Raw genomic sequence first — 24,280 nt, 5'->3', positions numbered from 1 at the left:
ACGGTTGCTATATCATAGCTTCTAAGAGTGGCTGGAATACGATGCATATTTAATAACCTTATAGTTGGCGCTTCTTCAATAAGTAGGAAAGATGATTTGGAATGCCTCACGCTCATTTGTTTTACAATAGTATGCATTACCGTAGCGATCACCGGGGAATAGGAGGAATCGTATTTGGGATTATTTACAAGCGAGATTACCACCGGGTTATCTTTATTATTAATATTTAGCGGAATATCATCTGCAGCCAACGCCATAAAAATCCGTTTACTGCTAATTTTCATCAAAGCTGTTGAAAGGGTACTCTTTACCCCCGCAGTTTGTTTTTCGGAATCTTTACCGCTTATAAAAGCATCTGCAAATGCCCGTGAAGTTTGGTTTGATTTTAAAAAACCAATAAGCTCATCGGTGTCCAAATATTGATAAATCGCAATGAGGTGAGGGAGGGTACAAAATTTCGGAAATGAAACCTTTAGTTTCCAAATTAAACCGGAGATTAGTCCTTGCGCAGCATCATTAAAAAATTTTCCTACGCCTACCGCACCCGATTCTTTTTGTTCCAATAGGTTCTCAATCAAGACACGAGAAACCTCATTAATATCTTCTTCATTCTCCATATACCGCGGTGCAATAGGATTTACCCGATGAATTATTTTATCAAAGGAAAGTATATAGAACTCCAGATTTCGATTTTTAAATAGGGGATAGGCCATTTCGGTAATCTCAAAATCTTTATAGTCGTGTATAAGTCCGCAGAAAGAATTTCGGCTGAAATGTTGCAAAAGGTTATAAACAACACTTTCTGTTTTACCACTACCTGCAGCGCCAATTACAGAAACTCCGCGCTTAATATTATTGATTTTAAAGGCACCCCTCTCAGTCTTAAATTGAACCTGGTATTTAGTTTCGGTATTTGATATTTCTTTCTTGGGTATAAAAACATAAAGAACCGTATTGCTTAAAATAAGAGGACATCCCAAGTAAAGGGCTATGTTAGCTATTTCCTTTAATGAAGGATCATTCGGTAAAAGTGCCCAAAGGAACAAACCACATACAAGTAGATTCTTAGGAAATGCAAAAGAGGTGATTTTATACATTCGCAAGAAAATCCCGCTCCCGATTGCAATGCATAAGATAATATTTAGAAAATTGACTTCCATAGCTGGTTGATTTAAATTCCTATTGATGCAGATCTTGAAGCTGTTAGGATGCCTTTCTGAATTGTTTTTATCAGTTTCACGCTTAGCTGGGCTTTAGAAAGAGGAATTACAGGCGGCAAGGGGATACCGGTTTCTCTAAGCATTTTTATTGCCAGGGCTTTTTCAGATGCGGGCAATCCCATAATAGCAGAAAAATATGCTTTCGGACTCTTTATAAAATCTTTCCTGGCCTGGTAAGTTTCTACAAAATTACGTTGATATTGAAATTGTTTATCAAATGTCTTTTCTGCTTTTTTGAAAAAATCATCCCTGTTAAATCCTCTTTTCACCAGTTTACCATTCAGTTCAACCTCAGAAACTTTGTATTTACTACCAGGCGATAGGCTATGGGAATTGGAAACATCCTTTCGGCTTACAATAATATGAATATGGCTCTGTTTTCCATCCTTAAGCATTCCCTGGGCAATACGTTGACCGTTTTGCTGGTGGGGAGCTTCCCTTTCCAAATTAATAATCTGCTGTTCCCTGGATCTTATGCTGCCTTGCATTTCACCACGTTCTATTTTCCGAATTTCATTTTTAAGTTCCAGTATTTTTGTGGCATAAGGCTGATTTTCCCTTACTTGGTAATCGGTGCCTTTAAATGCTCTGTGGTGTTCTATCTTTGCGAAATATTTAATGTCGTTTACATTAATTGGTCTACCATTAATCTCTCGATTAAAACTGGAGGAATAATCTTTCATAATTGCTCTGGTATATTGTTTTAAAGCTTCAGAACTGTTTTGTAGTTTTTTCAACTCATATTGTGAAGGGTTTACAGTAATAGAATAAAATTTCGGTTCCATCTTTTCCAGTTTGGCAGTATTGGCATCTATTTCCTTTACAACCATTTCCGGAGAAATTCCATCCTCCTCCTGATTGAAAAAAAGCTCCTGTTCCTTTTCTTCTATACCAGGAAGCTGATTCTCTTTTTCCAGGTAATCGACATAATCTGCGGCACTTTGAGAATAATTTGCGCCCAGTTTCTGAGGTGTGATAGTGATATACATAATAAGTTTATTTATAAAAATCAGGATGAGTATCGTCTTCCTCATAGTCCCTTATTCGATTTTCGTAGTTATTTTTGGGATCTGCAGCTTCCATTAGAGATTCCAAAATGCCTAAAGTGGGATTTACTTTATTCTTCTCTATATCTTTCAAAATTGCGATTACTGCATTTATTCTTTTTTTGACAAGGTTTTCCAGAGTCTGCATTTTTGGACCCATCATTTCATTGGGGGAAATACTATTCATTTCAAAAAAATCTACCATCGATAATAGTGTCATTGATTGAGATTTAGATAAAGCCCGGCTGAACCTTCTAAATTTTTTGGCTACGGAAGTCTTGATCTTTAGAGTCTCGAACTTCTCTTTTTTATATTCTTCATCCATTTTTTAGTAAAATTTCTACCATTTTTCAATGGGTTTCAAGGTTTTTTAGTAATAAAACAGCCTCTTTTTAATTTTTACCATTGGATAAAATTATTTAAATAGCTGTTAAACAGTTGTTTATATTTTAAAAGGTAATTCTTAACGTGGCTCTGCCCGTTACCCTCTTGCTCTACCTTTTCGTCCCGCAGGGACAAAAATTTCAACTATCAAATTGAATTTAAGAGCGCTTTAATTAGTGAGAAACTGAATCCCATTTTTTATGATTGAAAAAGAAAATCTTTAAAATTAACTGTAGAGAATTGGAAGAATAATTGAGAATTCTGTAAAATGAAAAACGGGATTATGAAAATCATATCCCGTTTTAGAAACTAATTATTTCCTGTTATAAAATGCCTTCATCGGCAAAGCTGAAGTAATCCCCATCGGGAGTTAGTATTAAATGATCCAGTACCTTAATATCAAAAAGTTCCCCTGCTTTTTTGATCTTTTCCGTTAGTGATTTATCAGGTAGGCTGGGTTGCAGCGTTCCTGAGGGATGGTTATGTGCTAAAATTATAGAGGTCGTAACGGACTTTAAAACTACCGCGAAAACAATTCTTATATCTACTAAAGTTCCGGTGATACCACCTGTAGAAAGTGTATAAATACCTTTTACCTTGTTTGAATTATTAAGTAGTAACATTTTAAAACTTTCAAAAAGTTCAATATTTTGTTTATCCCAATGCTCAAAAAAAAGGTTGGCGGCATCACGGGAAGAAGATATTTTGGGAAGCAATTTTGTTTTAATACTTCCGCTGTAACTTATTGCAATTTCATTAACTTTGGTTTCCATTATTGATTTGTTTAAAGTTAGATAATGAAAGAGGGCGCACTTTTCGACGATGACGCCCTCTTTGTTTTTTGATTTAACTATCCTTTGCGGAGTTACCCAATAAAAGGATCTCATCTACTAGAATTTCGGTGATGTACTGTTTCTCTCCAGCTTCATTGTTATACGAGCGATAGGTTAATTTGCCTTTAATAGCAATTTCCTTCCCCTTAACGATATACTTACTGGCAAGTTCTGCCTGTCTACTCCAGGCTACTAGCTGGTGCCATTGTGTTTCCTGGACTTTCTCTCCGTCTTTTAAAAATTGTTCATTGGTGGCCAGAGAGAATCGGCAAACCAACATCCCGTTTTCAAACCTGTGAGATTTAGGATCTTCCCCTACGTTTCCAATTAACTGTACTGTGTTTCTAAGCGTTTTCATAACTAAAAGATTTAAAGGTTTATAATTGATTTTTAACTGATTTACTTATTGTATCCTGAGCGTTTTCCTTTTTTGATTTTTTAATTCCGCTTCCTTTTTGTGGATTTTGTATGATTTCATTTTTCCATTTTTAGATTTACTTCCTGTAGCGCCTTCACTGTTACCTTTTTTTGATGCTGATACATTTTCAAGATTTAGAATTAGGGAGGACTTATAAAAAGGGAGCGCAGGGACCGGCTTTATGCAGTACGGACTAACTTCTAAATCTTGGTATTTTGCATTACAGAAAAAGGTAGGGGCAGTGAGGGACGGGTGTACTTCAGATAGAAAAAAGGAAGAGTAGGGAAGGAGCAGGAAACGGAATTAAATTAATTATGAAATCCAATTAGAGGACTTAAGTGGAAAACCAGAACCGAGAATGAAGCATTTCCGCATTTTGTGCGGAATAAGCGAAATGGAAGTTGGTGGTTTTTCGCTTGTGTCCGGTGCTTGTGAATGAAGCTCTTTAGCCTGAAGGTACGGAAGGCTAATGTGCTGAATGATTATATAATATTAATTCTCTGTTCTGCGTATTTGTAATTACCAATTCTAACAGTATTAATTGCTATGTGAAATTTAGGCTGATAGCGAAGGAATTGTTAAAGATTTTTATTTGACTCAATTTTCTTATCTTTAAAAAGAACATTAAAAACCAATTATTACTATGGGTAAATTTGAGATTAAAAAAGATAAAGCAGGAGAATTCCGTTTTAACCTAAAGGCCAGAAATGGTCAAGTGATTTTAAGCAGTGAAGGCTACAAAGCAAAGCCTTCTTGTATGAATGGGATAGAGTCTGTTCGGAAAAATTCTCAGTTGGATGAACTTTTTGAACGTAAAGAAACGGCTACTGGTCATAGATTCAATCTGAAGTCAACCAACGGTCAGGTTATCGGCACAAGCGAAGTTTACACTACCCTAAATGCTATGGAAAATGGAATTACTTCAGTGAAAAAGAATGCACCCGATGCAGGAATAGACGATAATTCTTAGGTCTTAGTTTTTGGATTAATTATAGGTAGTGCTGCTTAAATTATCCTGGTAGCACTATTTTTTTGACTTCAAATAAAAGTTTGGATGAGAGCTTCTAGAACGTTATGCTAATGGAGATAACTAATGCATTTTACTTTTTGAAGGTAGGGTGTTACAGCCTTTAATTATAATTTCATTTTTTATCGCCAAAGCCAATAATTTTGTATTTTTAGAAAATTGAAGTCAAATTACCACAAATTAGTTTAAAATTAAAGATACCTAAAAGGTGACCTTGAAGCTATAATTCAACGTAATCCTTTCTAGTTCTAAGATGCGCAAGTTAGGTTTGAATCCTGCCGGGGTCACTTAAGCTATTAATCATTAGCAATAAAACCGCACAAATCTTTTGATTCGTGCGGTTTTTTTAATGCTGCTCCGCAAGGTCGTATCACTTGTCTGTACAAGTCCGTTATGAGAGTTTGTAGTCACCTATCATTAGTTAATGGTAAGGTGTCCACCGTGAGGTGGAATCTGAAGGAAGCCGGCTGCAAAGTTCCAGTCCGAGGAACACGAACATTATATAAGGCATATCTGATCTGGATGAGCTTTCCATACAAAGCAAAGTCCGAAAGCTATATGGAAAACAGGGGGTAAATGATGCGGATATATGGAATGAAAGTGATACGTCTTACCGCGTGATATCTCATAGACATAGACGAAACAGAGTATGAATCTATGGTGGGAACAAGATTTACTGTGAGTGATCAGCTGACGTTATAGTACTTACAGTTAACGAGGTGCATAAACTGCACAGGTTTCACACCTGGGGAAGGACTGAACCTTAAGATGTATATTTCAACTGAATAGTATGCATTTTTGCCAATTTTTTTAATTTGTCACTCTCTCAAAAAGTATAAAAAAGAATAAAACTTATTAAAGTGATTAAAATCCATAGTCTATTTGGTAAGAATAGGAACTGAGCTTCATCGTGTTCTTTAAAAGCATTGCTCCTTTCCAGTTGGTTCTCCATAACATCTATAGAATGCGCTGTTAGGGTACTATAAAAGAGCTGTGCTCTTTGTAACATCCTAATATATGTATATACTTTTGAATCTGATTGTCTAGTCAATCGTCTCAAAGCCCCTAAGTAATCATCCCTGTAAACGGTATGGATCATAATTCTGGTCTGTCCTGCCTTTACAAGTTCGGCATTCATCATCACTCTTGCTAATTCAAGTGACCCTTTAGGTTTATTTGAATCTATAACTATCTATGAACATTTAGGAAGGAATAGAAAGAGAATTAAGATTTTTTAAAGAACAATGTTTAAATCACAATGGAAAATAGATATCTCTCTTACGTGGCTATACGTTTAAGGCTTAACATTCAACGCTTATAATTATCTTCTATTTCTTCTTCGCTCATTAGGATTTGCACCACCAAATTTATCTAATTTATAAGTAAAACTAAGCATAGCATACTGAGTTAGGATTAGATTACTGGTATCCTGGATAAAATCATCTCCAATAGTTCGACGGGTGTCAATATTTTGATTCAACATATCATAAACCTTTATTTTAATAGTAGCATCATCATCTAAAAATTGGTAACCCAAACTCGTATTCCATAGAAGAGAAGTATTATCGAACCCGGGAGAGACATTTACGAAGTAATTATAAGAAATATCATTACCAAAAACTACATTTTCGGGCCAGTAAGTTGTTGCTTCAAAACCAATACGATGGTTAAGGAAATCTTCATTCCTATCGGGATTAATATCATATGCTCCGCCTCCTCCAAAAACTGCTCTACCGGCACTTCGGCCCATCATTCCAAAGACTTCATCATAGCTAAAACCTGAACTATTGATAGTATATTTCTGAATATGGATAATCAGCGCTATATGGTAGTAGACGACGATTCTACCAATAATATGATATGTGAGTTTACTATTAAACGTTTTGATAAAGAAGGAAATATCAAAATTTTTTCGGTACCTGAAGAAGCACTTAGTTTTATAGCACAAGAATATAAACTAGAAAACAGGAAGCAGCCAACTATTCTATTTCTTGATATTAATATGCCTACTATGAGTGGTTGGGAATTCCTAGATGAATTTTTAAAATTTAATGAAGGTGTGAGGAATCAATTTAATATCTATATGCTTTCATCCTCCATTGAAGATTTCAAGGAGGAAGCAGAAATTTATTCAGCCATAAAGGGATTTATTTCCAAACCTTTAAAAATGAATAAGCTTGAAGAGATTAAAAACGGCCCATTGAACTCGTCAACCTGTTGAATATTTATATTTTCATAGTTAAACTTTTAAAATTACTTCTTTGAGTAATTACTTGTTGTTAAATTATGAGAAACCTACTTGGTAGTTCTAGTACCCAAATCTTAACCTATATAATGGCGTATAATATCACCGATTCTGAGAGTAATATCTCAAAAATGTCTATAGAGCAAAATGCCCGGAATTTAAATTTGTAATAGATCTTATGCCGCTAAATGGTTTGGGCAACTAAACCAGATGGTTATCAAACCCTTTATAACCAACGCTGGTATGATTTTATCGATTTAACTTATGAAGAGACTGAAGATAAAGGCTGGTCTCTGGTTCTTCATCCAGACGATTATGATTGTGACTGGGAAATATGGCAACATTCGCTGGATAGCGTCAATCCTTACGAAATAGCTTGAGAAGTTTTGATGGGACTTACACCAGTTTCCTAGCCTGTGCCTATCCATTAAAAGATGATAAGAATGGTAAAATTTTAAAATGATTTGGCATGTGTATCGATATTCAGGAGCAAAAAGAAATCTTAGAAGAACGGGAAAGAACTAAAGAAGCACTTAGAATCAAGTTGAATAAACCTTGAACGAGATAATTTTGTTTATTCTGCACGCACGACCTTAAATCCCCTCTAAATAACAATATCCTGAAAGGGCTTATTGCGCTGTTAAAACAGGTAGAGAGCACGAAAGAAGATCTGCAGCCTCCCTAGCTACTCCTGAGAAATTGGGTCATTCAGATTTTGACCTGCTATCCAATCAAATTCACCGATTGATTTTATTTTTATAACATAGAGGTAAAATAAAATAGTATTTTTATCGTACTATTTTTTCAATTTCTAAAAAACATGTATCTTTAAAAAGCTGAACTTCAGCATTTAAATTTTAAGTAGGAGCATCCATTTTTTGACTTTCGCCGATTGCCCTGCACATCAGAATACTAACATAACTGGAAATTTTTCCCAGCTTTTGGCAATGGCTTTTAAGCCAAATTGTATGAGGTTTTGTCCCGCAGTGCGGGAGGAAAGGAATAATGGAATCCTTTATTTCTACAATTTGTGATAATTGCTTTCAAAGCCTGTGGTTTTAGGGGAATATTTGCGACAAATCGGCGAATTATGGAATCATTTATTAGCATTAGACTCAAAAAGAAAACCGCCCAACGTTTTCAAAAGTTTTCCAAAGAACACTTCAAATCCCACACGGAAACTATGAGCGCTATGCTCGACTTTTTCTACTATAACGAAATTTCTCCTCAGGAGAGACTGGGACCGACGGGAAGAACCATTGAAGCCAGCCTGAAAAAAAGAATCAACGCGGTCATGGCTGTTATGCGGGAAATAGAAAAGACCCAAACCAAACCAACGGTGGTTATGATCCAGTCCTTGTTTGAAATGGAAGAACCACAAAAGAAGCCTTTAATTCTGGAAAAGAAACTTGTGGAAGAAAAGGAAAGAGTGGGTTTACGGGAAAAAACAAATTCTCAAAACTAAATCTAATTTTTTGAGCTATGTATATCACGATCACACCTCAAAAACTAGGAAAGAACTACTCGCAAAGTGCTGCTGATTTTGTTGGTTACCTCGAGAAAGAAAATGAAGCTAAGACCGAGGAGAAGATGGAGCATTTTTTTAATCAATATCACGATGGGATACCAGCAAATGAAGTGGTCAGAGAAATCGATATAAATACCGCAAAACTCAAAAAGACAGAACCAAAATTTTACTCGATTACGGTAAGTCCTTCGAAATACGAATTAAATAAATTACAAAATAACAGTGAAGATCTGAAAAAGTATACCAGGGAATTGATGAAAGATTATGTGAGATCCTTTAACCGGGAAATCAACGGTCGTCCCGTAAATATTGACGATTTAAAATACTATGCAAAAATCGAACATAAGCGAACCTATAAAGGGACCGATTGGCAGGTCAAGGAAAACCAGCCCTATGCTACCAAAATTTTAAACTTAAAAAATGAAATCCGAAATATTGAGCGGGGTCACATACAAGGCCGTATAGACCGTAAAAAAGAGCAAATTGCTCAACTGGAAAAGCAGGTTCCACATCAGCAGAACGGAAAGCGAATCGTCCAGGGGATGCCTAAAGCAGGTAATCAAAGCCATATCCATATTATCGTAAGCCGAAAAGATGCCTCCAATTCGTTTAGCCTTTCTCCCGGAAGTAAATATAAAGCTTCGGAAGTGACGATGAATGGTAAACTGGTTAAACGAGGTTTTAATAGGGATCAATTCTTTGAGAACGCTGAAAAGACCTTTGATAAAACCTTTGGCTACCAGCGTAACTTCGTGCATACCTATAAAGGGCGGAAAGAGTTTATTAAAGATCCCAAAGCTTATTTTACCAGCCTGAACAAACTTCCTACCCCTGAAAGAGTTTTAGCTTTTAAAATGATAAAGGAAACGGGCTTTTCTGTGCCCAGTATTCCAACTAATAAAGCCCAGCTTGCCCTAAAGATTTTTAAGGGGCTTCGTAAGGGGGTGGATATAGCCCGAAAATCAAGTTCTATTGAAATCTAATTTTTTGCTATGGAACCAGACAAACTTTATATCATACTCTTAATAGTGGTTCTGTGCAGTATGGTAGGATACGGGCTATACCGAATAACCCGGTATGCTTTTTTACTAAATTTGTTTTTATTGGGATTGATTTTATATTTTCTTTCCAGTGGTTATAGCCTGGTTCTTCTGGTTTTGATCCTGGGATGTCCACTGATGCTTATCAATATTGTAGGCTACGTATTTATGCACGACCCGGACCAGGGCAGACCTAAAAATCCCCAATACACTGTTCATTTTGCTACCACTTCAGGTGATTTTAAACTGGATAATATCAAACGTGGAGCATCCGTAATTGGTTCCGCAGGAAGCGGGAAAACCGAAAGTGTAGTTTATGGTTTTCTCAAACATTTCGAAAAGAAAAGTTTTTGCGGTATTATTCATGATTACAAGGACTTTGAGCTCACCGAAATGGCTTACCCGATTTTTAAAGAAAAAGAAATTCCATTTAAGATCGTTTCCTTTGATTCCATTATCCACCGGGTCAATCCCATCGCGCCACGTTATTTGGAAAATGAGGAGAGCGTCAACGAGGTCTCCCGGGTGCTGGTAGAAAATCTTCTGGAGCTACGGGAATCCGGCAACCTTGGTACCTCTAAATTTTTTAATGATGCGGCCGAGGGGCTGATTGGAGGACTTATCTGGAAGCTAAAAACAAGCTACCCGGAATACTGCAGCCTTCCACACCTTATTGCTATTTACCAATACCTGGATACCAATAGTCTTATTGAATTTCTAAAGACCAATACAACCTCCCGGGCTCTGGCCGATGCCTTTATCAGTGGAAAGGATGCGGAACGGCAAACCGCCGGGGTAAAAAGTACCCTGGCCAATGCTTTAAAACGGATCAGCACCCGCCGCATATTTATGGCCCTATCTGCTGATGAGGTTCCCCTCAATATTAATAGTGAAGAAAACCCTGCTGTTATTTCAGTAGTAAACAACCCCAAATATGAATCTTCCTATTCCCCGGTAATTGCCACAATTATTCATACCATTACCAAACAAATGAGCGTTCGCAACTCTAAAGCTTCGTTCCTGCTGATGGAGGAGGCACCCACCCTTCGATTGCTCAATATGCACCGGATCCCTGCTACCATGCGAAGCTATAATATCGCTACCGTTTACGTGATGCAAGACAAGATCCAGAATGATATGATGTATGGAGACAAAGCAAGTAGGGCAATATTGAGTAATCTGTCTTACCAGTTCTTTGGAAAGGTAAATGACCCGGATACCGCTAAATACTATGAACGTTTTTTTGAAATCGTAAAAAAGCCTACCAAAAGTGTCAATAGTAGTTACAGTCTTAATTTTGATACACGGGTGACCACCGGTGAGAAAGAAATTCCCAAATTACGTTCCGATGTTTTCTTTAGGTTGAAACAAGGAGAGTTTATTACCTATGCTGACGGAATAGATAAAAGGTTGCAGTTTAAATTACAAAAGATTTCAAGGCACCTCCCCCTGGAACAGGAGCAATATTCTCAGGCCGATTTAGAAGCTAATTTTAAGAGGATCTATGAAGAGGCAAAATCCATTTTTGGACAATAAGGGGATATTTTAGATGAACCCTATAATTATCTGTCGATTTAAATTCGGCAAAAGATAAAAACTAAAAATAAATATTAAGGCTAATGAAGTTTCTGTGGCTTTAGTTCCTAAGCTTAACGTTTCTTTAAAAAATCAAAAATCGGTTTTCAGTATATTTAGAAAAACAAAAACCTATGAAATTTTTTATTAATGATGCTCAGGATGTAGTCAATGAAGGCATAGATGGCTTACTCACCGATCCAAATCTTACCAGATTAGATAATTTTCCAGAAGTAAAAGTAGTTCTCCAAAAAGAGTTAGATAAAAATAAAGTAGCGGTTATTTCAGGCGGAGGTTCTGGTCATGAACCAGCTCATGCGGGATTTGTGGGTAAAGGTATGCTGACAGCCGCCGTATGTGGTGATATTTTTGCTTCTCCATCGGTAGATGCCGTACTCTCAGCAATTATTGCCACAGCAGGAGAAAAAGGCTGCCTGCTAATTATTAAAAACTATACCGGAGACCGATTAAATTTTGGACTGGCAGCAGAACAAGCACGCGAATTAGGATATAAAGTTGAAACCGTTATAGTGGGTGATGATATTGCCCTGGGGCAAGAAGTAGAACAACGTGGTTTGGCTGGAACTTTATTTGTACACAAAGTAGCTGGGCATTTAGCTGAAAAAGGAAAATCATTGGATGAGATCGCAAAAACAGCTCAAAAAGTGGCCAATAATATTTTTTCAATAGGATTATCGCTGGAAGAAGGAAAGAAGTTTCAAAATCCCGAAAGCTCAAGGTTGTCTAGTTCTGAGGCAGAACTGGGACTGGGTATTCATGGGGAACCAGGCGTTAAAACTATTGATATGGAAAAGGCCGATGATTTGATGTCTAAAGCTGTTGAAAAGTTAAAAGAATACCTCCCAAAAAAAAATAATGAAAAGTTTGTCTTGCTAATGAACAACTTGGGAAGGGTAACCCCAATAGAAATGAACATACTCCTCAATTCATTTCAAAAATTAGAAATTGCCAGGCAGGTAGAATATATCATCGGTCCCTCACAATTGATGACCTCTCTCAACATGAGCGGTTTCTCCATTTCATTGCTCAAATTGAATGAAGGATTGAGGGATTCATTAACTTCAGAGGTGGAACCAGTCTCTTGGTTTATCAGAAAATTTGGAGGGAATTCTTCTATAGAAAGTCCAGATTTACCTGATACGATGCCTTTCAAACCCTCTGAAAATATGCAGTTCAAAAACGCTATAAAAGCCGTTGCTGAAGAATTGATTAGTTTAGAAAATGATTTGAATGCCATAGATGAAAAAGTGGGAGATGGAGATGCAGGATCTACATTTGCTACTGCGGGTAAAAAATTACTGGAGGTAGCAGATAAATTACCCTATGCGAACACAGCAGAGCTCCTCATTACTATAGGAAGAATTCTAGCAAGGGAAATTGGAGGTTCTAGCGGAGTTTTACTATCTATTATGTTTACAGGTGCTGGAAACTCCTACAAAGAAGAATCAAATATTGGTAAAGCCTTAATGAGTGGATTGCAGAAAATGAAAGACTACGGAGGAGCCAAAGAGGGGGATCGGACCATGATAGACGCTTTACAGCCTGCCTTTTCCGCTTTGGAAAACGGTAAAAAAATTGATGTAGTGGCTAAAAAAGCCCGTCAGGGAGCAGATAGCACTAAAGAAATTAGCAGTACAAAATTCGGCAGATCTTCTTATTTGTCTGAAGAAAGCTTAAAGGGCATTCCAGATCCTGGAGCAGAAGCTGTCGCCATAGTTTTTGAAAAATTGGCGTCCCTTTAAATTGGCGATGGTATTTTTAATATCCTTCTTTTTATTTCATTGACAAAGAAATTCTTTTGATTATTCGGGATGATCCTTATTCAGAAATTACCGAAAAGCAGGGAGATAGAAGGTGAGTATATTCTAAAAACGTAATTGTTCACTCTATAATGTTGCTCATTAACAACAAAAAATATAAATTTGTTGTAAATGAGCGACATTATGATTTCAAAAAAAACTATTCTCCTCCCTAAACATCGAAAAATATTTGAGCAAATTGGAGAAAACATAAAGCTTGCCAGAAAGAGACGAAAACTTACTACAGCGCAAGTATCTGAGCGGGCAGGAATCCATAGGGCAACCCTATACCGCATTGAAAAAGGGGATCCCGGAGTTGCCATAGGATTGTATTTTAATGTGTTTAGAGTGTTTAATTTGCAAGATGATTTTTTAAAACTCGCAGTAGATGATGAGTTCGGAAGAAAATTGCAAGATTTAGATTTATTATAAGTGCTATGGCAGGAGAAAAATCTGATATATATGTATTTGCAGACTGGATAGCATTGAAGAAACCAACATTGATTGGAATACTTTCTGCTCACTTTGCAAAAGGTAAAAAGGCTTTTAGTTTTGAGTATGACAAGAATTGGTTAAAAACAGATGCGCACCGATTGTTAGACCCTGATATAGCATTTTATTCCGGACCGCAATACCCACCAAACAAAGAAAATTTCGGAATCTTTTTAGATAGTATGCCGGATAGCTGGGGTAAAACCCTAATGAAACGGCGAACAGTCCAGAATGCGCGAGCTAAGGATGAAAAAATAAAGAAACTCTATGAGATAGATTATCTTCTGGGGGTGTATGATGAAAGCAGAATGGGAGCGTTACGATTTAAAACTGATTTTGATGGTCCCTTTCTGAATAATGATAACCAAAATCCAACACCACCCTGGTCCTCACTTGGTGAACTTCAAGAAGCGGTAAATCAATTAGAGAATGACGACCAAAGTGATGCTATTAGAAGATGGATTGCTGTACTTATTGCTTCTGGTTCTTCATTAGGGGGTGCACGTCCAAAGGCCAATATATTAGATGCTCAGCAAAATCTATGGATTGCAAAATTTCCATCAAAGACAGATACAATTGATAAGGCTGCCTGGGAATTTTTAGCTTATAAACTTGCCCTTGCATCAGGTATTGAAATGGCAAAATCTAAAATAGAGAAAATAACTGGTCAATATCATACTTTTTTGACCAAACGATTCGATAGGGATAATGGAAATCGCATTCATTTTGCTTCAGCAATGACTATGACAGGAAATACGGAAGAAATAATCAAAGATGATTCACCCAGTTATTTGGAAATTATCGAATTCATTGAAAATTATGGTGTGGATGTAGAAACTAACCTACATCAATTATGGCGGCGAATTGTGTTTAATATTGCGGTTTCAAATACGGATGACCATTTAAGGAATCACGGTTTTATATTAAAAGAAAAAGGTTGGATATTGTCGCCGGCCTATGATTTAAATCCATCCGTTGAGAAAGACGGCCTATCCTTGAACATTGATATGGAGGATAATGCTTTGGACTTCGATTTGGCAAGAAGTATAGGGAAGTTTTGCAGATTGGATGAGGAGGGGATGGAAACAATTCTAAAGGAAGTTTTGACCGTGGTTAAAGACTGGAAATCTATGGCAAGTAAACTAGGAATTGCAAATAAGGAAATAGAGATTATGAGTCCCGCCTTTAGATATCTCTGATAAAAAAGTCATTGAAATTATCATTTCCAATTTACCTAAAAGTGATAAAAAATCATATCGAATAAAGGAAAATGTGAAATATAATATGGGTATTCATTTCTTGTTACAAGTGAAACTTTATCTATCAATTAGGATTATTAATAAATCGGTGCGATATTTTCAGTTTTAAATCACGTTCTCCATCCTTTTCCTTTAGCTCCAATACGGCCCTTCGATCCCTGGATAAGGAAAATTTCGGGAATACATAAACCAATTTGGTGGCCCGTCCTTTTCTTATTTTAGCCGGGACTTCAAATTGAAATATAGGTTCTTTCAAAATTCGCTGTGAAGATTTTTTCTTTCCCTTCTGCCTGGTGTGGATCGATAGGTTTAAGTAATTCAAATCATAATTCAGGCTGGATTTGTTTTCAATTAAGATTACGAAATACAATTCCTTTCTATTAAATCCAATGTTCTCAAGGCTTAGCTCGATCCCCTGCTGTTTTTTACTAATCTTGCCAATCCGCTCTTTTTTACTTAATAAATATCTACTATAGCTTTGATAATAATGACTATTATTTCTTAATTCTTTTTCTGACTTAACGGATTTTACTGTATCAATAGCAGTAGCCTTTTCAGGACCTATGCTTTCAGACTTACCGATAAAATAATTTAACCTGCTCAGTGCTTTTTTATATTTTATAATATAGGAATAAACCGAGCCAGCTGCATCTATAACGAGCAAATTACTTTCTTCTCCGGGTCTTGCCTGCAATAGCCCGAAATGCTGTTGTTTTTCCCTATTGTAAGTGAAAACAAAATTGTCGTTCCCGGTAATTCCCTGGCTAATTGGACTCGGAAAGAATAAAGCAACATTCTTTAGTTCATTGGCAAAAATAGTATCCAGCTTTTCCTCTGTTTGTGCACAGGTGAAAAGAAATGCAAGTAGAGCAGCCGTGGTTAAAATATAATTTTTCATAATGTTTGTTTTTATTGGTTGTCAATTTCCCATTTTGGTTCAGGTTTATCGGGTTTTAAAATCAATCTGTAATTATTAAGGATGGTTGCTTTTACGTTTCGGTTGTTGCGCCGGAATACTTTGCTGATGCCACTTACCTGGGGAACGCTTGGGATATTGATATCACTGATTATATCATCCAGGACTTCCGTGGTAACCTCCGACCGGAAATTATTTTCTAAATAGATCCCTTCACTACCGTCCTGGAGGTCAAAAGCTTTTAAGCTTGTAGGATGATGCATGATATTTTCGATCTCGATTAAAACCCGGTTTGGCTGAAAGCTGATAAACCCGAAAATTGGGGTGTTCTTTGGAATAGGTATACCACTAATTAGACTAGGTTCTAAAAGCCGCATTCGCAGCCGGGAGTTAGCCTTGACTACCTGGTTGCCATCAACCATTACATTGATCTGCTTAGCGGTAATACTTATTATATCCGGCTCGGGCTTCTTAGGGGCAGAAGCAAAGAATAATTGATGCTCCAATCCCATTTCTTTGACTTTGATCTTTTCATCTTCGGGAGTATCAGTAGTGACCAAAGCTTTTTCTTTGATTGTTTCAGGTATTTCGATGGGTTTGGTGGCCGCCCTGATTTGTTCTTGCCTGGATTGTCCCAGTAAATAAATACTATCGATAAGGCGCTCTTTTTCTTTTTCCGGTAAATTAGGGTCGTAATAGCCTAAGGAGTCGATTAATTTCTCTTCGTAGATACTGGGAGCACTTTTTTCGCGGACCTCTTTTAAATCATTTATAGCATCCAGTTTAGATTCATATACTCTTTGATCATCTTCTTCTAACTCGGGTACTTCCGTTTCTTTGAGAAAGTGGTTTTCCGGGCCATCTCCGGTTATCATTATCGTATAGGTGATAAGGAAAGTCATAATCACAACCAATACGCTGACAAATACGATTTTACTTTTCTCTATTTTCATCTTCATTAATTTTAAAAGTTATTTCGCGAGTTTTCTTAGACTGTTTTCAAAATAATCCGTGATCAAAAGCCCGTGAGGGTTGTTGGGAAAATGACGGTCTACCGGTAAGAGTTTACCAGTGCTAATAAGCTCATAAGTATCGATAATGCTTCCCCTGTTGAGCTCAAAAATTACTTTGGTCCGGAAATAGTATACATCCTCCTGTTCTTCCAGCTTCGAATCAATTTCCAGAACTTCTTGTACCAGGGAATATTGAAGCAGGCGGTTATACACTCCATCAGCCTTTTTCTGTCGATACAAGTTGTCTACGGAGCTATTTCCCAGCCAGAGGGCTTTTTCCAGATTTTTCTCATAATTACTGGCATCAATATCATAGAAATAAGAATGGAACAATTCCAAATGTGCAAGGGCTTCTACCCGGAAATTTTCTTTTTGGGTAACCAGTGTTAAGGGAATGATACTACCATCGGTATTAATGGCAAAAGCAGAATTTAAAGCTTTCCGGCTGGTGGAAAATGCAGTCCATAGTGCAAGAGTACTGGTAAGAAAGCTGCAAATAACCACGCTAAGTACAATAAACCTGTTCAGTTTTAGAACCTTATAAATATTTTGATATGGTGTTTCCATAAAATGGTTTTTAGTTGGTGAATAATCTTAAAGTAAAAGTGATTGCACGCCGGTATAATTTGAATTTTAGAAAAACAATAAATGCTATGGAACCCAACTCTACCACGGGTGCAAAAAAGCTGCTGCCATATTCTGTCCCAAAGAGGTTCTGCCAGAAATTGGTATTTATCTCGGTATAGATCGCGTTGATAAAAACATTGACCAGGAAGAATGCCGGAACAAGCATATAAACTGCGGCATAGAGCCTAAAAAAGCTATAGGCCATCGACCGGAATTTTTCAAAAACAGCAAGGCTTAGTAACAATGGAAAGAAAGCCTGCATAATGCCCAATAGAAAATAACGTTCTGCAAGGAAAAGTGGGTAGATGAACAAATCCAGCATCCATAGGAACAAGCTGATCAAAAACGCAAGTGTTTTTAATCCATACAAGGGGGTGACCAGAGCTTCATAAAGCAGAGCCATGGCTTTACGCATGGCGTCCATTGCAGAAACTTCTTCTTCAATGGGGATTTCTTGCATTTGCAAGGGTAGGAGCATAGGAGCGGTTTCGCGGTATTGGTTCTCAATGGCCACCAGTACGCCATCGAAAAAGCCCAGGATCTGGGTTGAACAAATCACTAAAATTACTACCACAAAATTTTTAGCCAGCTCCCCCGGAGATAAGCCCCAGGTATATCCGTCCCGGTCCGCAACGCCCTCGTTATATTTTTTGAGGATGTTCACCAGGAAGAATAGCACCGCGAGGGCTTTTATTCCCACAATGGTGTAGCGGGAAAACTCGCTATTCTGAATAGTTTGAAAGACACTATCCATATACTCCAGGCCGAGGGCTAAAATAATTGTAGCATTCATCTTTAATAAGTGGTTTCCCGGTTATTGATCTTATCCTGCATTTTCCGAAAGGAAATGATTTCCCGGTATCGTTTTGTCTTCAGGCGTACATCGGTGACCATCTCTTTGGACTCCAGTTCTTTTTGTTTTAAGACTTCAGCCCTTTCGGCATCGCTCATTTTTAAGTGGTCACTCGATAAGATCTCATCGATAAAATCGAGAGTTACCAGGGAGTTTTCTACCACGCTATTAAATGATTCGGTGACTTTAGTGACTTCACCTGGTTTGATATAGGGAGAGTCTAAAATATCCCGAAGGTCATTTTGCATAACTGCGATGAGCCGCTCATTATTACGGCCAATCTCGCGAACGGCTTGCAGGTCGCGGACCACACTATTGACCTTCTCAATATTTTCTTTTTGAGCTTTTAGAAAATTAACGGTCTTGACCAGGTTAGCGGTTTGTTTGGCTGATTCTACCAAAGATTTTACAAGGCTTACAAAGTTGGTATTATCATAAACCGGCATCCCCTGGCAGGCAGCGCCTGCAGGCCATAATAAAGCTAAGGCCGTAGTAATGATCAAGGTTCTGTGTCTGATTATTCTAATTGGTTGCATCTTGTTTCATTTTAGCGTTTACAAATCCTTTGATAGCCTCTTCCATATCTCCGCTCAGTTTAAAATTGTCCATAATGACGGCATTTTCCGCCCCGTCAGTGAGGTAGGCAGCATAGACTTCCGGTGGTACTTCCAATCTGAAAATGTTGCTTTCTTTGCCGATTTTGATAAATATCTCGGTGTATTTTCGCTGTCCGGAAAGCTTGTTCTTAATCGATTTTAATTGGTTGAGATCGTGACTGGAAAGATGTAGCCTTCGAACTAGCTCATCATATCCTTTTTCATTATTAAGACTATAGATGACCTGGGTGTTTTCCAGGATACTGGCCGAAGTGGTGTTTCCGGGAAGTTGATTTATGGATTGGAGGATGATTCCTATGGCCCCGTTTTGTTTACGAATGGCCTGGTAGTAAAACTCCACACTCTCCAGGACATTTTCAAATTTTAATTGTTTGGCAAACTCATCGAAGAGGATTATGCCTTTCTCGGCCCGGTTTTTCCAAATGCTACGCTGGATAGCCGATTTGATGAGCTTGAGCATCACTGAAAGAATTTCTTTATTATCTTTTACTTCATCGAGTTCGAAAATTATAAGGCGTTTGTCTTCGATCTTAAAGCTTTGGTCCTGGTCTCCTTCGAAGAGGGAACTATATAGACCATCTCCGACATACTCCGATAACACGTGCAGGAAATTTGTGATATTGAAGTAGTCGGGATGGATTTTAAGGGTGTCGAGCAAAGTCTTCTGATGTTGCTCGATAAAATTGTAGAAACTCTCCAGGGAGTGATTTTCAGCCTTACGTTTATAATAATACCGCAGGATCTTCTTTATAGAAACGGATTGTACCTTACTAATTTTTAAATCAGAAGCCAGCAGTTCAAATAAAAACACGGAAAGATCTTCCAGGTGTTCTGGGCTTAATTCTTCGGAATTGGAGCTGTAAAATGGGTTGATCCCTAAATTTTTACCACTCTCATATCGCAGTACGGTATATGCCTGCGGGTAGAGTTTAGCAAGTTTAGTATAAGATCCTCCCAGGTCGATAATGACCAGGCGAACCCCACTTTCAAAATACTGTCGCAGGATATTGTTGGCTAAAAAGGATTTTCCTTCCCCGGTGGGAGCGAAGATGGCAAAATTCCGTGCCTTGATGCGCTTTTTATGCTCATCCCAAACATCCTTTACTACCGGGATATTATGCTCCCGGTCATTAAAAATAATCCCGGTATTGTCTGATTTATAATTCGTGTTATTGATCAGCAGGCATAATCCGTGTTTCAGGTCGGTTACATAAAGATCCTCGTTGGAAAAATTCGAAGAAAAGCAGCAATAACTATTGAGAATATAGTTTTTGCGTTCCTCGCCCCTGGGATAATATGGTGTGATATCAAGCTCTTTAAATTCAGATTTGATTTTAGATCGAATACCTTCTAAGTTCGAAAGCTCCTTGCCCCAATAGATAATATTGAGATGGCCTCGTATGATCCGGGCATTATCATCTTTATTGATCTTTTCCAAAATCTCCTGGATCTTACCCAGAACCACCTTGTTCTGGGATCCAAAATTGGAGCTCTTGCTGAGTTCCTCTATTTTTTTATCGAGGAGTTTGCGCCATTTGTGTTTATCATCCAAATACAGCACCTGGTTGACAATATGGTTTTCATTTAGCGTAAGCCCTATGCCATCAATAAACCCCTGGTGAAATACAAAATCGTCTGAAGTGAATTTCTCATTGGTCTTGCTACTTTGTACTCTTTCGCCAAAGCACAGTTCACTGTTGATGGCCAGGGCATCAAAATGATTACCGCCAATAGTTACATTTTTATTTTCCAGTAATATATCCGTATCGAAACCTTCATTAAAACCATTGAAATAGTTTTGGGTCAGTTTGATAATTCCTGCGGCGCTTAATTTCTTAAGCGAAAACCTACGGCTATTGTCCAGAAAGGAAACAGAATCACGTACCGATTGCATAAAACCTTGCAGGTTAGCATCGCACTCCCGGAGGGCACTGCTGGAAATTTTTCTGAAGGGATTGACATATTTTACATGGTTTAAAGCTTTGTTTTTCGTGAGGCTAAAGAATAGGTAGGAGCGATGCTCTAAATATTGCCTTCCTTTAAAATAATCGTGAGTAGTTTTTTCCAGAAAAGTGTCCCTGGGTAAGGCTTCACTATTATAAGCTTGTTTTGTATAAATATCCTGCTTGTGTACCACCGTACCTACCGGTAGTGATTTGAGAGCCTGGTACCAGACTGTGTGCAGGTCTTCGAAATCTTTTTCGGATAACGAGTAGATTTCGGGTAGGATCATCTCATAACACATCACCACGTTACCATTATTGGCAAAAATGCTGTTGTCCTGGATATCCCCAATAGGCCAGTGGGAGGAAAGTTTAATCTTGTTCATAATTGATATTTGAATTTCTTTTGTTACTGATGATTTTGGAAAAGACTCCGGTCATTTGGAAAAACTCTATGAGTCTGCTTAAGCGAAGCAACCCGATATATAGGGCCACATTAAAAACCAGCCCACTTAGAATGACCCCTAAACTAAATGAGAAAATAATTACCAGTAAGCTGGCAATTACGCACATCATCATCAGTGCAAATAGGGGAAGGCTTAGTCCAAAGATCACGGCGCCTTTTCGAATGTTCCTATAAGGTTCGTATTTTTTCATATTACTTTCAGGTTTATACAACTATGGTGATTAAGTAGGAGAAGATGCCCACTACTGTTCCAGAGATCAGTACAAAAATGAGTACCCGGGTCAATCCTTTTTTCATATCGGAATTTTCACCGAAGAAATGACCAATGTTAAACAGGAAGCCAACCAAAAAGATTATTCCCAGTACAATGGGGAAGATATTCCTGATCGTATCTGAAATTTCTGCTACGGAATCTTCGATCCCACCGATCTGCGCAAAAAGGTTTGTTGAGAGCAACAAGAAAGAAGTTGCCAGGAAGGTTGATTTTTTCATAACGGATAGTTTTAAATTATTGACTCGTTTTCGTTATGAGAAAATTAGGAATTTAAGTAGTTAAGTATCTGTAAATAAGATATTTGTTAATAAAATATTCTTTGATGTCTAATGATTTTAAATGTTGTTATTTGATATTAAATTCTATGAAAATTTGGAAGAGGGCTGTTAATAACTTTAAATATGGGAATGGAGGAAGAGAGCAAAAACGTCAATTTTGTAATTTTTACTGCTTGAAAATTATTTTTTTCCTGGATAAGAACCGCGATTTTTCACTTAAAGGATACCATCGATAAGCAATAGTTTGCTATTGTAGGTGTGAAGTTTCAATTTTCCAGAATTTCGCAAGATGTTGAATCATTGTTCTTGGATTCTTTTGGAACTGGGTTTTAGCAGATGTCAATGCTGGTGTACTGGAGTAATCCTTAGTGACCGGATTAGTCTTTATTTTGACGATACAGGAATCAATACTCTTTCATTAAACGGATGGGAGACTACAAACCAGCTGCTGTTCCATCTTTCAAATAGAGTCATATATGGATAATTTGCTTAGAATTTATGGGCTTATTCAAAACAGAATTTCTCATTTTATATCTGCTGAGCATAGGGTAGAAATTTTAAAATTTCAGGTTCAGGATAGATTACAGAGAAGGAGGAGAATCTCAATAGAATTAAAAAAAATGTCACAACAGGTTTATTTGCAAATAAATGTAATATTGCATTTATCGCTATGTTGTATACTATTGCTGGCAGCGAATGGTCATCTTTTGAGGATCCTGGGCTGATTTTCGGAGCTACAGCTAAAGGAAAAAATTAAGGTAGTTGAAGTTTTGGAAATAGTCTATGGGTCAACTCCCTTAATTTTTTCCCTTAGCTGTACGGACAATTGGAGTAGCCCGTCCCTTATTCCACGGATGTTTAGATCTACTTCAAAACACAATGTAACCGGGGCACGGACCTTAAAAGAAGTCTTTTTATTTTTGCGCTGCAATCAACAGTCCCTGTTAACCTGATCCTGGCAGATAAGATAAACAGCATACAACACCATCTAACTGCAATAGCCGCGGAAAAGCGACTACAGCAGTTAGATCAACGTTAGCTACAAGCGGATTGAAAAGTGTGTTAATTTTTATAAAACAACACGTGTAAGCATTATTCTTCTTTATATTTGCATTTATAACTTTTAATAAAAAGGTCATGAATACTAAACTCACATTAACAATAGAGCAAGAAATCATAAAAAGGGCAAAAGATTACGCTAAAGAAAAAAATCGTAGTCTTTCAGACATCATTGAAAACTATTTAAAAATGCTCACCAAAGAAGAACAAAAACAAAAGGATAGAAAACTGAATCCTATAGTGAAATCTCTAAAAGGATCTTTCAAAATGCCCAAAGATATGGACTACAAAAAAGAACTGAGAAATCGTTTAGAAGAAAAATATAAATAATGGAAAACGTCCTTATTGATACTGATGTTATTTTAGATTTCTTCTTTGACAGAGAACCATTTGCAGAGTTTGCAACAGAAATATTAAACTTATGTGAGGAAAATAAATTAAAAGGGTTTACAACTCCAGTAATTATTTGTAATACATATTATTTACTTAGAAAAACTGCTAAACACAATATCGTAATTGAAAAAATAAAACAACTTTTGACAATAGTTGATGTTTTACAAATTGATAAAGAAGTAGTGCTTGATTCATTAAACTCAGATTTCAAAGATTTTGAAGATGCGCTGCAAAATTATTCAGCAGTTAAAAATGGTAAAATAAGTATTGTTTTAACCAGAAATATTAAAGATTATAAAAAGAGTGAGATAGCAGTAATGACTCCTGAAACATATTTGCGGGGGACCGCCAGTAGCTAACAGCATATAAAAACGTATCCAGTTGGCTAAGTACATCTTTTGTAAACTTAAGATAAATTCTAGCTTGCCCACAAAAAAGAAATGGATAAGCAAGTCTATATGTATGAGTTAATCGAGAAATGGGAAGTTAGCGGTCTAAGTAAAAAAGATTTTTGTCACCATCATGGGATAACCCGTAGTAATTTTTACTACTGGATTAAAAAATGGAAGAACAGGAAACCGGAAGCTCCGGATGGATTTGTAGATATCACTCCTGATAAAGCAGCTATTTTTCATTCGCAGTATCGCCTGCGATATCCCAATGGAGTACAGCTAGAAGTCAGTGGTATTGGTTTGAATCAACTAGCAGCCCTGGTAAACTTGTAGTCCCATGTTCAGTTTAAGTTCCTCCAACCGATATTACCTTTATAACCAGGCCTGCGATATGAGAAAGGGTTTCCATGGCCTATCGGGATTGGTTACCGCTCAGATGGGAAAGGATCCCATCAGTGGCGATGTTTTTATATTCATCAACCGCCGGGCTACTCATATCAAACTTCTGCACTGGGAATTTTAACTGCCCTTTACATTTCTTCAATTTAATTTACTCATCTGT

General features: G+C 37.2%; 29 protein-coding genes. 14 read left to right on the top strand and 15 right to left on the bottom strand.

All coding sequences use genetic code 11. The features are described 5' to 3' along the window. The 5 genes from BM084_RS08020 to BM084_RS08000 all read right to left on the bottom strand — a co-directional run. A partial coding sequence (locus tag BM084_RS08020) for a type IV secretory system conjugative DNA transfer family protein (RefSeq protein WP_143083633.1) occupies positions 1-1,160 on the bottom strand: 1,160 nt, incomplete at its 3' end. An 11-nt stretch (positions 1,161-1,171) separates the two neighbouring features. Beyond that, entirely contained in the window at positions 1,172-2,209 is a 1,038-nt protein-coding gene (gene mobB / locus BM084_RS08015) for a MobB family relaxase (protein WP_093304210.1), read from the bottom strand. A gap of 7 nt (positions 2,210-2,216) precedes the next feature. Next, positions 2,217-2,591 carry a BfmA/BtgA family mobilization protein gene (locus tag BM084_RS08010; RefSeq protein ID WP_093304206.1) on the bottom strand — a complete coding sequence of 125 codons (375 nt, stop codon included), beginning with the start codon at positions 2,589-2,591 and terminating at the stop codon, positions 2,217-2,219. A 382-nt stretch (positions 2,592-2,973) separates the two neighbouring features. Further along, positions 2,974-3,423 (bottom strand): JAB domain-containing protein, encoded by a 450-nt coding sequence (locus tag BM084_RS08005; RefSeq protein ID WP_093304203.1) that lies wholly within the window; start codon positions 3,421-3,423, stop codon positions 2,974-2,976. A gap of 73 nt (positions 3,424-3,496) precedes the next feature. Further along, the gene (locus BM084_RS08000) at positions 3,497-3,841 is read right to left on the bottom strand and encodes a single-stranded DNA-binding protein (protein WP_075327761.1); all 345 of its coding nucleotides are present in this window, start codon (positions 3,839-3,841) and stop codon (positions 3,497-3,499) included. Between the two features lie 703 nt (positions 3,842-4,544). On the opposite strand from BM084_RS08000, the gene BM084_RS07995 reads away from it, so the two are divergent. Beyond that, positions 4,545-4,871: a YegP family protein gene (locus BM084_RS07995; RefSeq protein WP_093304200.1), complete on the top strand. Its 327-nt coding sequence runs from the start codon at positions 4,545-4,547 to the stop codon at positions 4,869-4,871. Between the two features lie 883 nt (positions 4,872-5,754). On the opposite strand, the gene BM084_RS07990 is transcribed toward BM084_RS07995, so the two are convergent. Then, positions 5,755-6,069: a hypothetical protein gene (locus BM084_RS07990; RefSeq protein ID WP_143083632.1), complete on the bottom strand. Its 315-nt coding sequence runs from the start codon at positions 6,067-6,069 to the stop codon at positions 5,755-5,757. A gap of 180 nt (positions 6,070-6,249) precedes the next feature. After that, on the bottom strand, positions 6,250-6,681 hold the full coding sequence (locus BM084_RS07985; RefSeq protein ID WP_177195682.1) for an outer membrane beta-barrel protein: 432 nt from the start codon (positions 6,679-6,681) through the stop codon (positions 6,250-6,252). A 54-nt stretch (positions 6,682-6,735) separates the two neighbouring features. Between BM084_RS07985 and BM084_RS07980 the strand changes: the two genes are divergently transcribed. From BM084_RS07980 to BM084_RS07945, 9 genes are all read left to right on the top strand, one after another. After that, positions 6,736-7,149 (top strand): response regulator, encoded by a 414-nt coding sequence (locus tag BM084_RS07980; RefSeq protein ID WP_083634110.1) that lies wholly within the window; start codon positions 6,736-6,738, stop codon positions 7,147-7,149. Between the two features lie 65 nt (positions 7,150-7,214). After that, positions 7,215-7,343 (top strand): hypothetical protein, encoded by a 129-nt coding sequence (locus BM084_RS19520; protein ID WP_262506671.1) that lies wholly within the window; start codon positions 7,215-7,217, stop codon positions 7,341-7,343. Between the two features lie 18 nt (positions 7,344-7,361). Further along, complete coding sequence (locus BM084_RS07975; protein ID WP_075324763.1) at positions 7,362-7,553, top strand: PAS domain-containing protein; 192 nt, start codon at positions 7,362-7,364, stop codon at positions 7,551-7,553. Between the two features lie 710 nt (positions 7,554-8,263). After that, positions 8,264-8,638 carry a BfmA/BtgA family mobilization protein gene (locus tag BM084_RS07970; protein WP_075324762.1) on the top strand — a complete coding sequence of 125 codons (375 nt, stop codon included), beginning with the start codon at positions 8,264-8,266 and terminating at the stop codon, positions 8,636-8,638. Between the two features lie 17 nt (positions 8,639-8,655). Continuing rightward, positions 8,656-9,684 carry a MobB family relaxase gene (gene mobB, locus BM084_RS07965; RefSeq protein WP_075324761.1) on the top strand — a complete coding sequence of 343 codons (1,029 nt, stop codon included), beginning with the start codon at positions 8,656-8,658 and terminating at the stop codon, positions 9,682-9,684. Between the two features lie 9 nt (positions 9,685-9,693). Then, the gene (locus tag BM084_RS07960) at positions 9,694-11,277 is read left to right on the top strand and encodes a type IV secretory system conjugative DNA transfer family protein (RefSeq protein ID WP_093304198.1); all 1,584 of its coding nucleotides are present in this window, start codon (positions 9,694-9,696) and stop codon (positions 11,275-11,277) included. A gap of 173 nt (positions 11,278-11,450) precedes the next feature. After that, positions 11,451-13,079 carry a dihydroxyacetone kinase subunit DhaK gene (locus BM084_RS07955; RefSeq protein WP_093304195.1) on the top strand — a complete coding sequence of 543 codons (1,629 nt, stop codon included), beginning with the start codon at positions 11,451-11,453 and terminating at the stop codon, positions 13,077-13,079. A 189-nt stretch (positions 13,080-13,268) separates the two neighbouring features. Continuing rightward, a complete protein-coding gene (locus BM084_RS07950) occupies positions 13,269-13,568 on the top strand; it encodes a helix-turn-helix transcriptional regulator (RefSeq protein WP_232228874.1) in 300 nt (99 codons plus the stop codon). 5 nt (positions 13,569-13,573) lie between these two features. Next, positions 13,574-14,827 carry a type II toxin-antitoxin system HipA family toxin gene (locus BM084_RS07945; RefSeq protein ID WP_093304193.1) on the top strand — a complete coding sequence of 418 codons (1,254 nt, stop codon included), beginning with the start codon at positions 13,574-13,576 and terminating at the stop codon, positions 14,825-14,827. Positions 14,828-14,951: 124 nt separating this feature from the next. Here BM084_RS07945 and BM084_RS07940 read toward each other — a convergent pair whose 3' ends face one another. Genes BM084_RS07940 through BM084_RS07905 form a run of 8 tightly spaced genes read right to left on the bottom strand, consistent with a single transcriptional unit; the run spans position 14,952 to position 21,814 of the window. Then, positions 14,952-15,785 (bottom strand): DUF4138 domain-containing protein, encoded by an 834-nt coding sequence (locus tag BM084_RS07940; protein ID WP_093304190.1) that lies wholly within the window; start codon positions 15,783-15,785, stop codon positions 14,952-14,954. Positions 15,786-15,796: 11 nt separating this feature from the next. Next, positions 15,797-16,756 (bottom strand): conjugative transposon protein TraM, encoded by a 960-nt coding sequence (traM, locus tag BM084_RS07935; protein ID WP_093304187.1) that lies wholly within the window; start codon positions 16,754-16,756, stop codon positions 15,797-15,799. 18 nt (positions 16,757-16,774) lie between these two features. Continuing rightward, complete coding sequence (locus BM084_RS07930; protein WP_093304185.1) at positions 16,775-17,383, bottom strand: conjugal transfer protein TraK; 609 nt, start codon at positions 17,381-17,383, stop codon at positions 16,775-16,777. A gap of 10 nt (positions 17,384-17,393) precedes the next feature. After that, positions 17,394-18,236, bottom strand: a complete 843-nt coding sequence (locus tag BM084_RS07925) for a hypothetical protein (protein ID WP_093304182.1) — start codon at positions 18,234-18,236, stop codon at positions 17,394-17,396. A 2-nt stretch (positions 18,237-18,238) separates the two neighbouring features. Next, positions 18,239-18,832, bottom strand: a complete 594-nt coding sequence (locus tag BM084_RS07920; protein WP_177195681.1) for a conjugal transfer protein — start codon at positions 18,830-18,832, stop codon at positions 18,239-18,241. Further along, on the bottom strand, positions 18,819-21,242 hold the full coding sequence (locus BM084_RS07915) for a TraG family conjugative transposon ATPase (protein ID WP_093304179.1): 2,424 nt from the start codon (positions 21,240-21,242) through the stop codon (positions 18,819-18,821). Before BM084_RS07915 ends, BM084_RS07920 begins: the two co-directional genes overlap by 14 nt. Continuing rightward, positions 21,229-21,513 carry a hypothetical protein gene (locus tag BM084_RS07910; RefSeq protein WP_075327835.1) on the bottom strand — a complete coding sequence of 95 codons (285 nt, stop codon included), beginning with the start codon at positions 21,511-21,513 and terminating at the stop codon, positions 21,229-21,231. Before BM084_RS07910 ends, BM084_RS07915 begins: the two co-directional genes overlap by 14 nt. Positions 21,514-21,526: 13 nt before the next feature. Further along, positions 21,527-21,814: a hypothetical protein gene (locus tag BM084_RS07905; RefSeq protein WP_075324752.1), complete on the bottom strand. Its 288-nt coding sequence runs from the start codon at positions 21,812-21,814 to the stop codon at positions 21,527-21,529. Between the two features lie 1,197 nt (positions 21,815-23,011). Between BM084_RS07905 and BM084_RS07900 the strand changes: the two genes are divergently transcribed. The 4 genes from BM084_RS07900 (at position 23,012) to tnpB (ending at position 24,241) form a co-directional block, all read left to right on the top strand. Beyond that, positions 23,012-23,263, top strand: coding sequence for a DUF6364 family protein (locus BM084_RS07900; protein WP_029035055.1), 252 nt, complete (start codon positions 23,012-23,014; stop codon positions 23,261-23,263). Next, on the top strand, positions 23,263-23,685 hold the full coding sequence (locus BM084_RS07895) for a type II toxin-antitoxin system VapC family toxin (protein WP_075324751.1): 423 nt from the start codon (positions 23,263-23,265) through the stop codon (positions 23,683-23,685). Before BM084_RS07900 ends, BM084_RS07895 begins: the two co-directional genes overlap by 1 nt. 81 nt (positions 23,686-23,766) lie before the next feature. Further along, the gene (tnpA, locus tag BM084_RS07890; protein ID WP_093304175.1) at positions 23,767-24,051 is read left to right on the top strand and encodes an IS66 family insertion sequence element accessory protein TnpA; all 285 of its coding nucleotides are present in this window, start codon (positions 23,767-23,769) and stop codon (positions 24,049-24,051) included. A gap of 4 nt (positions 24,052-24,055) precedes the next feature. Next, entirely contained in the window at positions 24,056-24,241 is a 186-nt protein-coding gene (gene tnpB, locus BM084_RS19610) for an IS66 family insertion sequence element accessory protein TnpB (RefSeq protein WP_093304172.1), read from the top strand. Positions 24,242-24,280: the final 39 nt, after the last annotated feature.

The sequence above is a fragment of the Salegentibacter agarivorans genome (assembly GCF_900113135.1).
Lineage (GTDB): Bacteria > Bacteroidota > Bacteroidia > Flavobacteriales > Flavobacteriaceae > Salegentibacter > Salegentibacter agarivorans.
The sequence above is the reverse complement of the archived record's forward strand: the minus strand, read 5'-3'. Positions and strand labels throughout refer to the sequence as shown.

Coding starts and splice junctions, on each gene's coding strand:
- BM084_RS07960 (WP_093304198.1), top strand. CDS start 9,694: ATGGAACCAGACAAACTTTATATCATACTCTTAATAGTGGTTCTGTGC.
- tnpB (WP_093304172.1), top strand. CDS start 24,056: ATGTTCAGTTTAAGTTCCTCCAACCGATATTACCTTTATAACCAGGCC.
- mobB (WP_093304210.1), bottom strand. CDS start 2,209: ATGTATATCACTATCACACCTCAGAAACTGGGCGCAAATTATTCTCAA.
- BM084_RS19520 (WP_262506671.1), top strand. CDS start 7,215: ATGAGAAACCTACTTGGTAGTTCTAGTACCCAAATCTTAACCTATATA.
- BM084_RS07900 (WP_029035055.1), top strand. CDS start 23,012: ATGAATACTAAACTCACATTAACAATAGAGCAAGAAATCATAAAAAGG.
- BM084_RS07905 (WP_075324752.1), bottom strand. CDS start 21,814: ATGAAAAAATCAACCTTCCTGGCAACTTCTTTCTTGTTGCTCTCAACA.
- BM084_RS08000 (WP_075327761.1), bottom strand. CDS start 3,841: ATGAAAACGCTTAGAAACACAGTACAGTTAATTGGAAACGTAGGGGAA.
- tnpA (WP_093304175.1), top strand. CDS start 23,767: ATGGATAAGCAAGTCTATATGTATGAGTTAATCGAGAAATGGGAAGTT.
- BM084_RS08005 (WP_093304203.1), bottom strand. CDS start 3,423: ATGGAAACCAAAGTTAATGAAATTGCAATAAGTTACAGCGGAAGTATT.
- BM084_RS07980 (WP_083634110.1), top strand. CDS start 6,736: ATGGATAATCAGCGCTATATGGTAGTAGACGACGATTCTACCAATAAT.
- BM084_RS07925 (WP_093304182.1), bottom strand. CDS start 18,236: ATGAATGCTACAATTATTTTAGCCCTCGGCCTGGAGTATATGGATAGT.
- BM084_RS07940 (WP_093304190.1), bottom strand. CDS start 15,785: ATGAAAAATTATATTTTAACCACGGCTGCTCTACTTGCATTTCTTTTC.
- BM084_RS07955 (WP_093304195.1), top strand. CDS start 11,451: ATGAAATTTTTTATTAATGATGCTCAGGATGTAGTCAATGAAGGCATA.
- BM084_RS07895 (WP_075324751.1), top strand. CDS start 23,263: ATGGAAAACGTCCTTATTGATACTGATGTTATTTTAGATTTCTTCTTT.
- BM084_RS07990 (WP_143083632.1), bottom strand. CDS start 6,069: ATGATGAATGCCGAACTTGTAAAGGCAGGACAGACCAGAATTATGATC.
- BM084_RS08010 (WP_093304206.1), bottom strand. CDS start 2,591: ATGGATGAAGAATATAAAAAAGAGAAGTTCGAGACTCTAAAGATCAAG.
- BM084_RS07975 (WP_075324763.1), top strand. CDS start 7,362: ATGGTTTGGGCAACTAAACCAGATGGTTATCAAACCCTTTATAACCAA.
- BM084_RS07930 (WP_093304185.1), bottom strand. CDS start 17,383: ATGGAAACACCATATCAAAATATTTATAAGGTTCTAAAACTGAACAGG.
- BM084_RS07920 (WP_177195681.1), bottom strand. CDS start 18,832: ATGCAACCAATTAGAATAATCAGACACAGAACCTTGATCATTACTACG.
- BM084_RS07985 (WP_177195682.1), bottom strand. CDS start 6,681: ATGATGGGCCGAAGTGCCGGTAGAGCAGTTTTTGGAGGAGGCGGAGCA.
- BM084_RS07915 (WP_093304179.1), bottom strand. CDS start 21,242: ATGAACAAGATTAAACTTTCCTCCCACTGGCCTATTGGGGATATCCAG.
- BM084_RS07970 (WP_075324762.1), top strand. CDS start 8,264: ATGGAATCATTTATTAGCATTAGACTCAAAAAGAAAACCGCCCAACGT.
- BM084_RS07950 (WP_232228874.1), top strand. CDS start 13,269: ATGAGCGACATTATGATTTCAAAAAAAACTATTCTCCTCCCTAAACAT.
- mobB (WP_075324761.1), top strand. CDS start 8,656: ATGTATATCACGATCACACCTCAAAAACTAGGAAAGAACTACTCGCAA.
- BM084_RS07910 (WP_075327835.1), bottom strand. CDS start 21,513: ATGAAAAAATACGAACCTTATAGGAACATTCGAAAAGGCGCCGTGATC.
- traM (WP_093304187.1), bottom strand. CDS start 16,756: ATGAAAATAGAGAAAAGTAAAATCGTATTTGTCAGCGTATTGGTTGTG.
- BM084_RS07945 (WP_093304193.1), top strand. CDS start 13,574: ATGGCAGGAGAAAAATCTGATATATATGTATTTGCAGACTGGATAGCA.
- BM084_RS07995 (WP_093304200.1), top strand. CDS start 4,545: ATGGGTAAATTTGAGATTAAAAAAGATAAAGCAGGAGAATTCCGTTTT.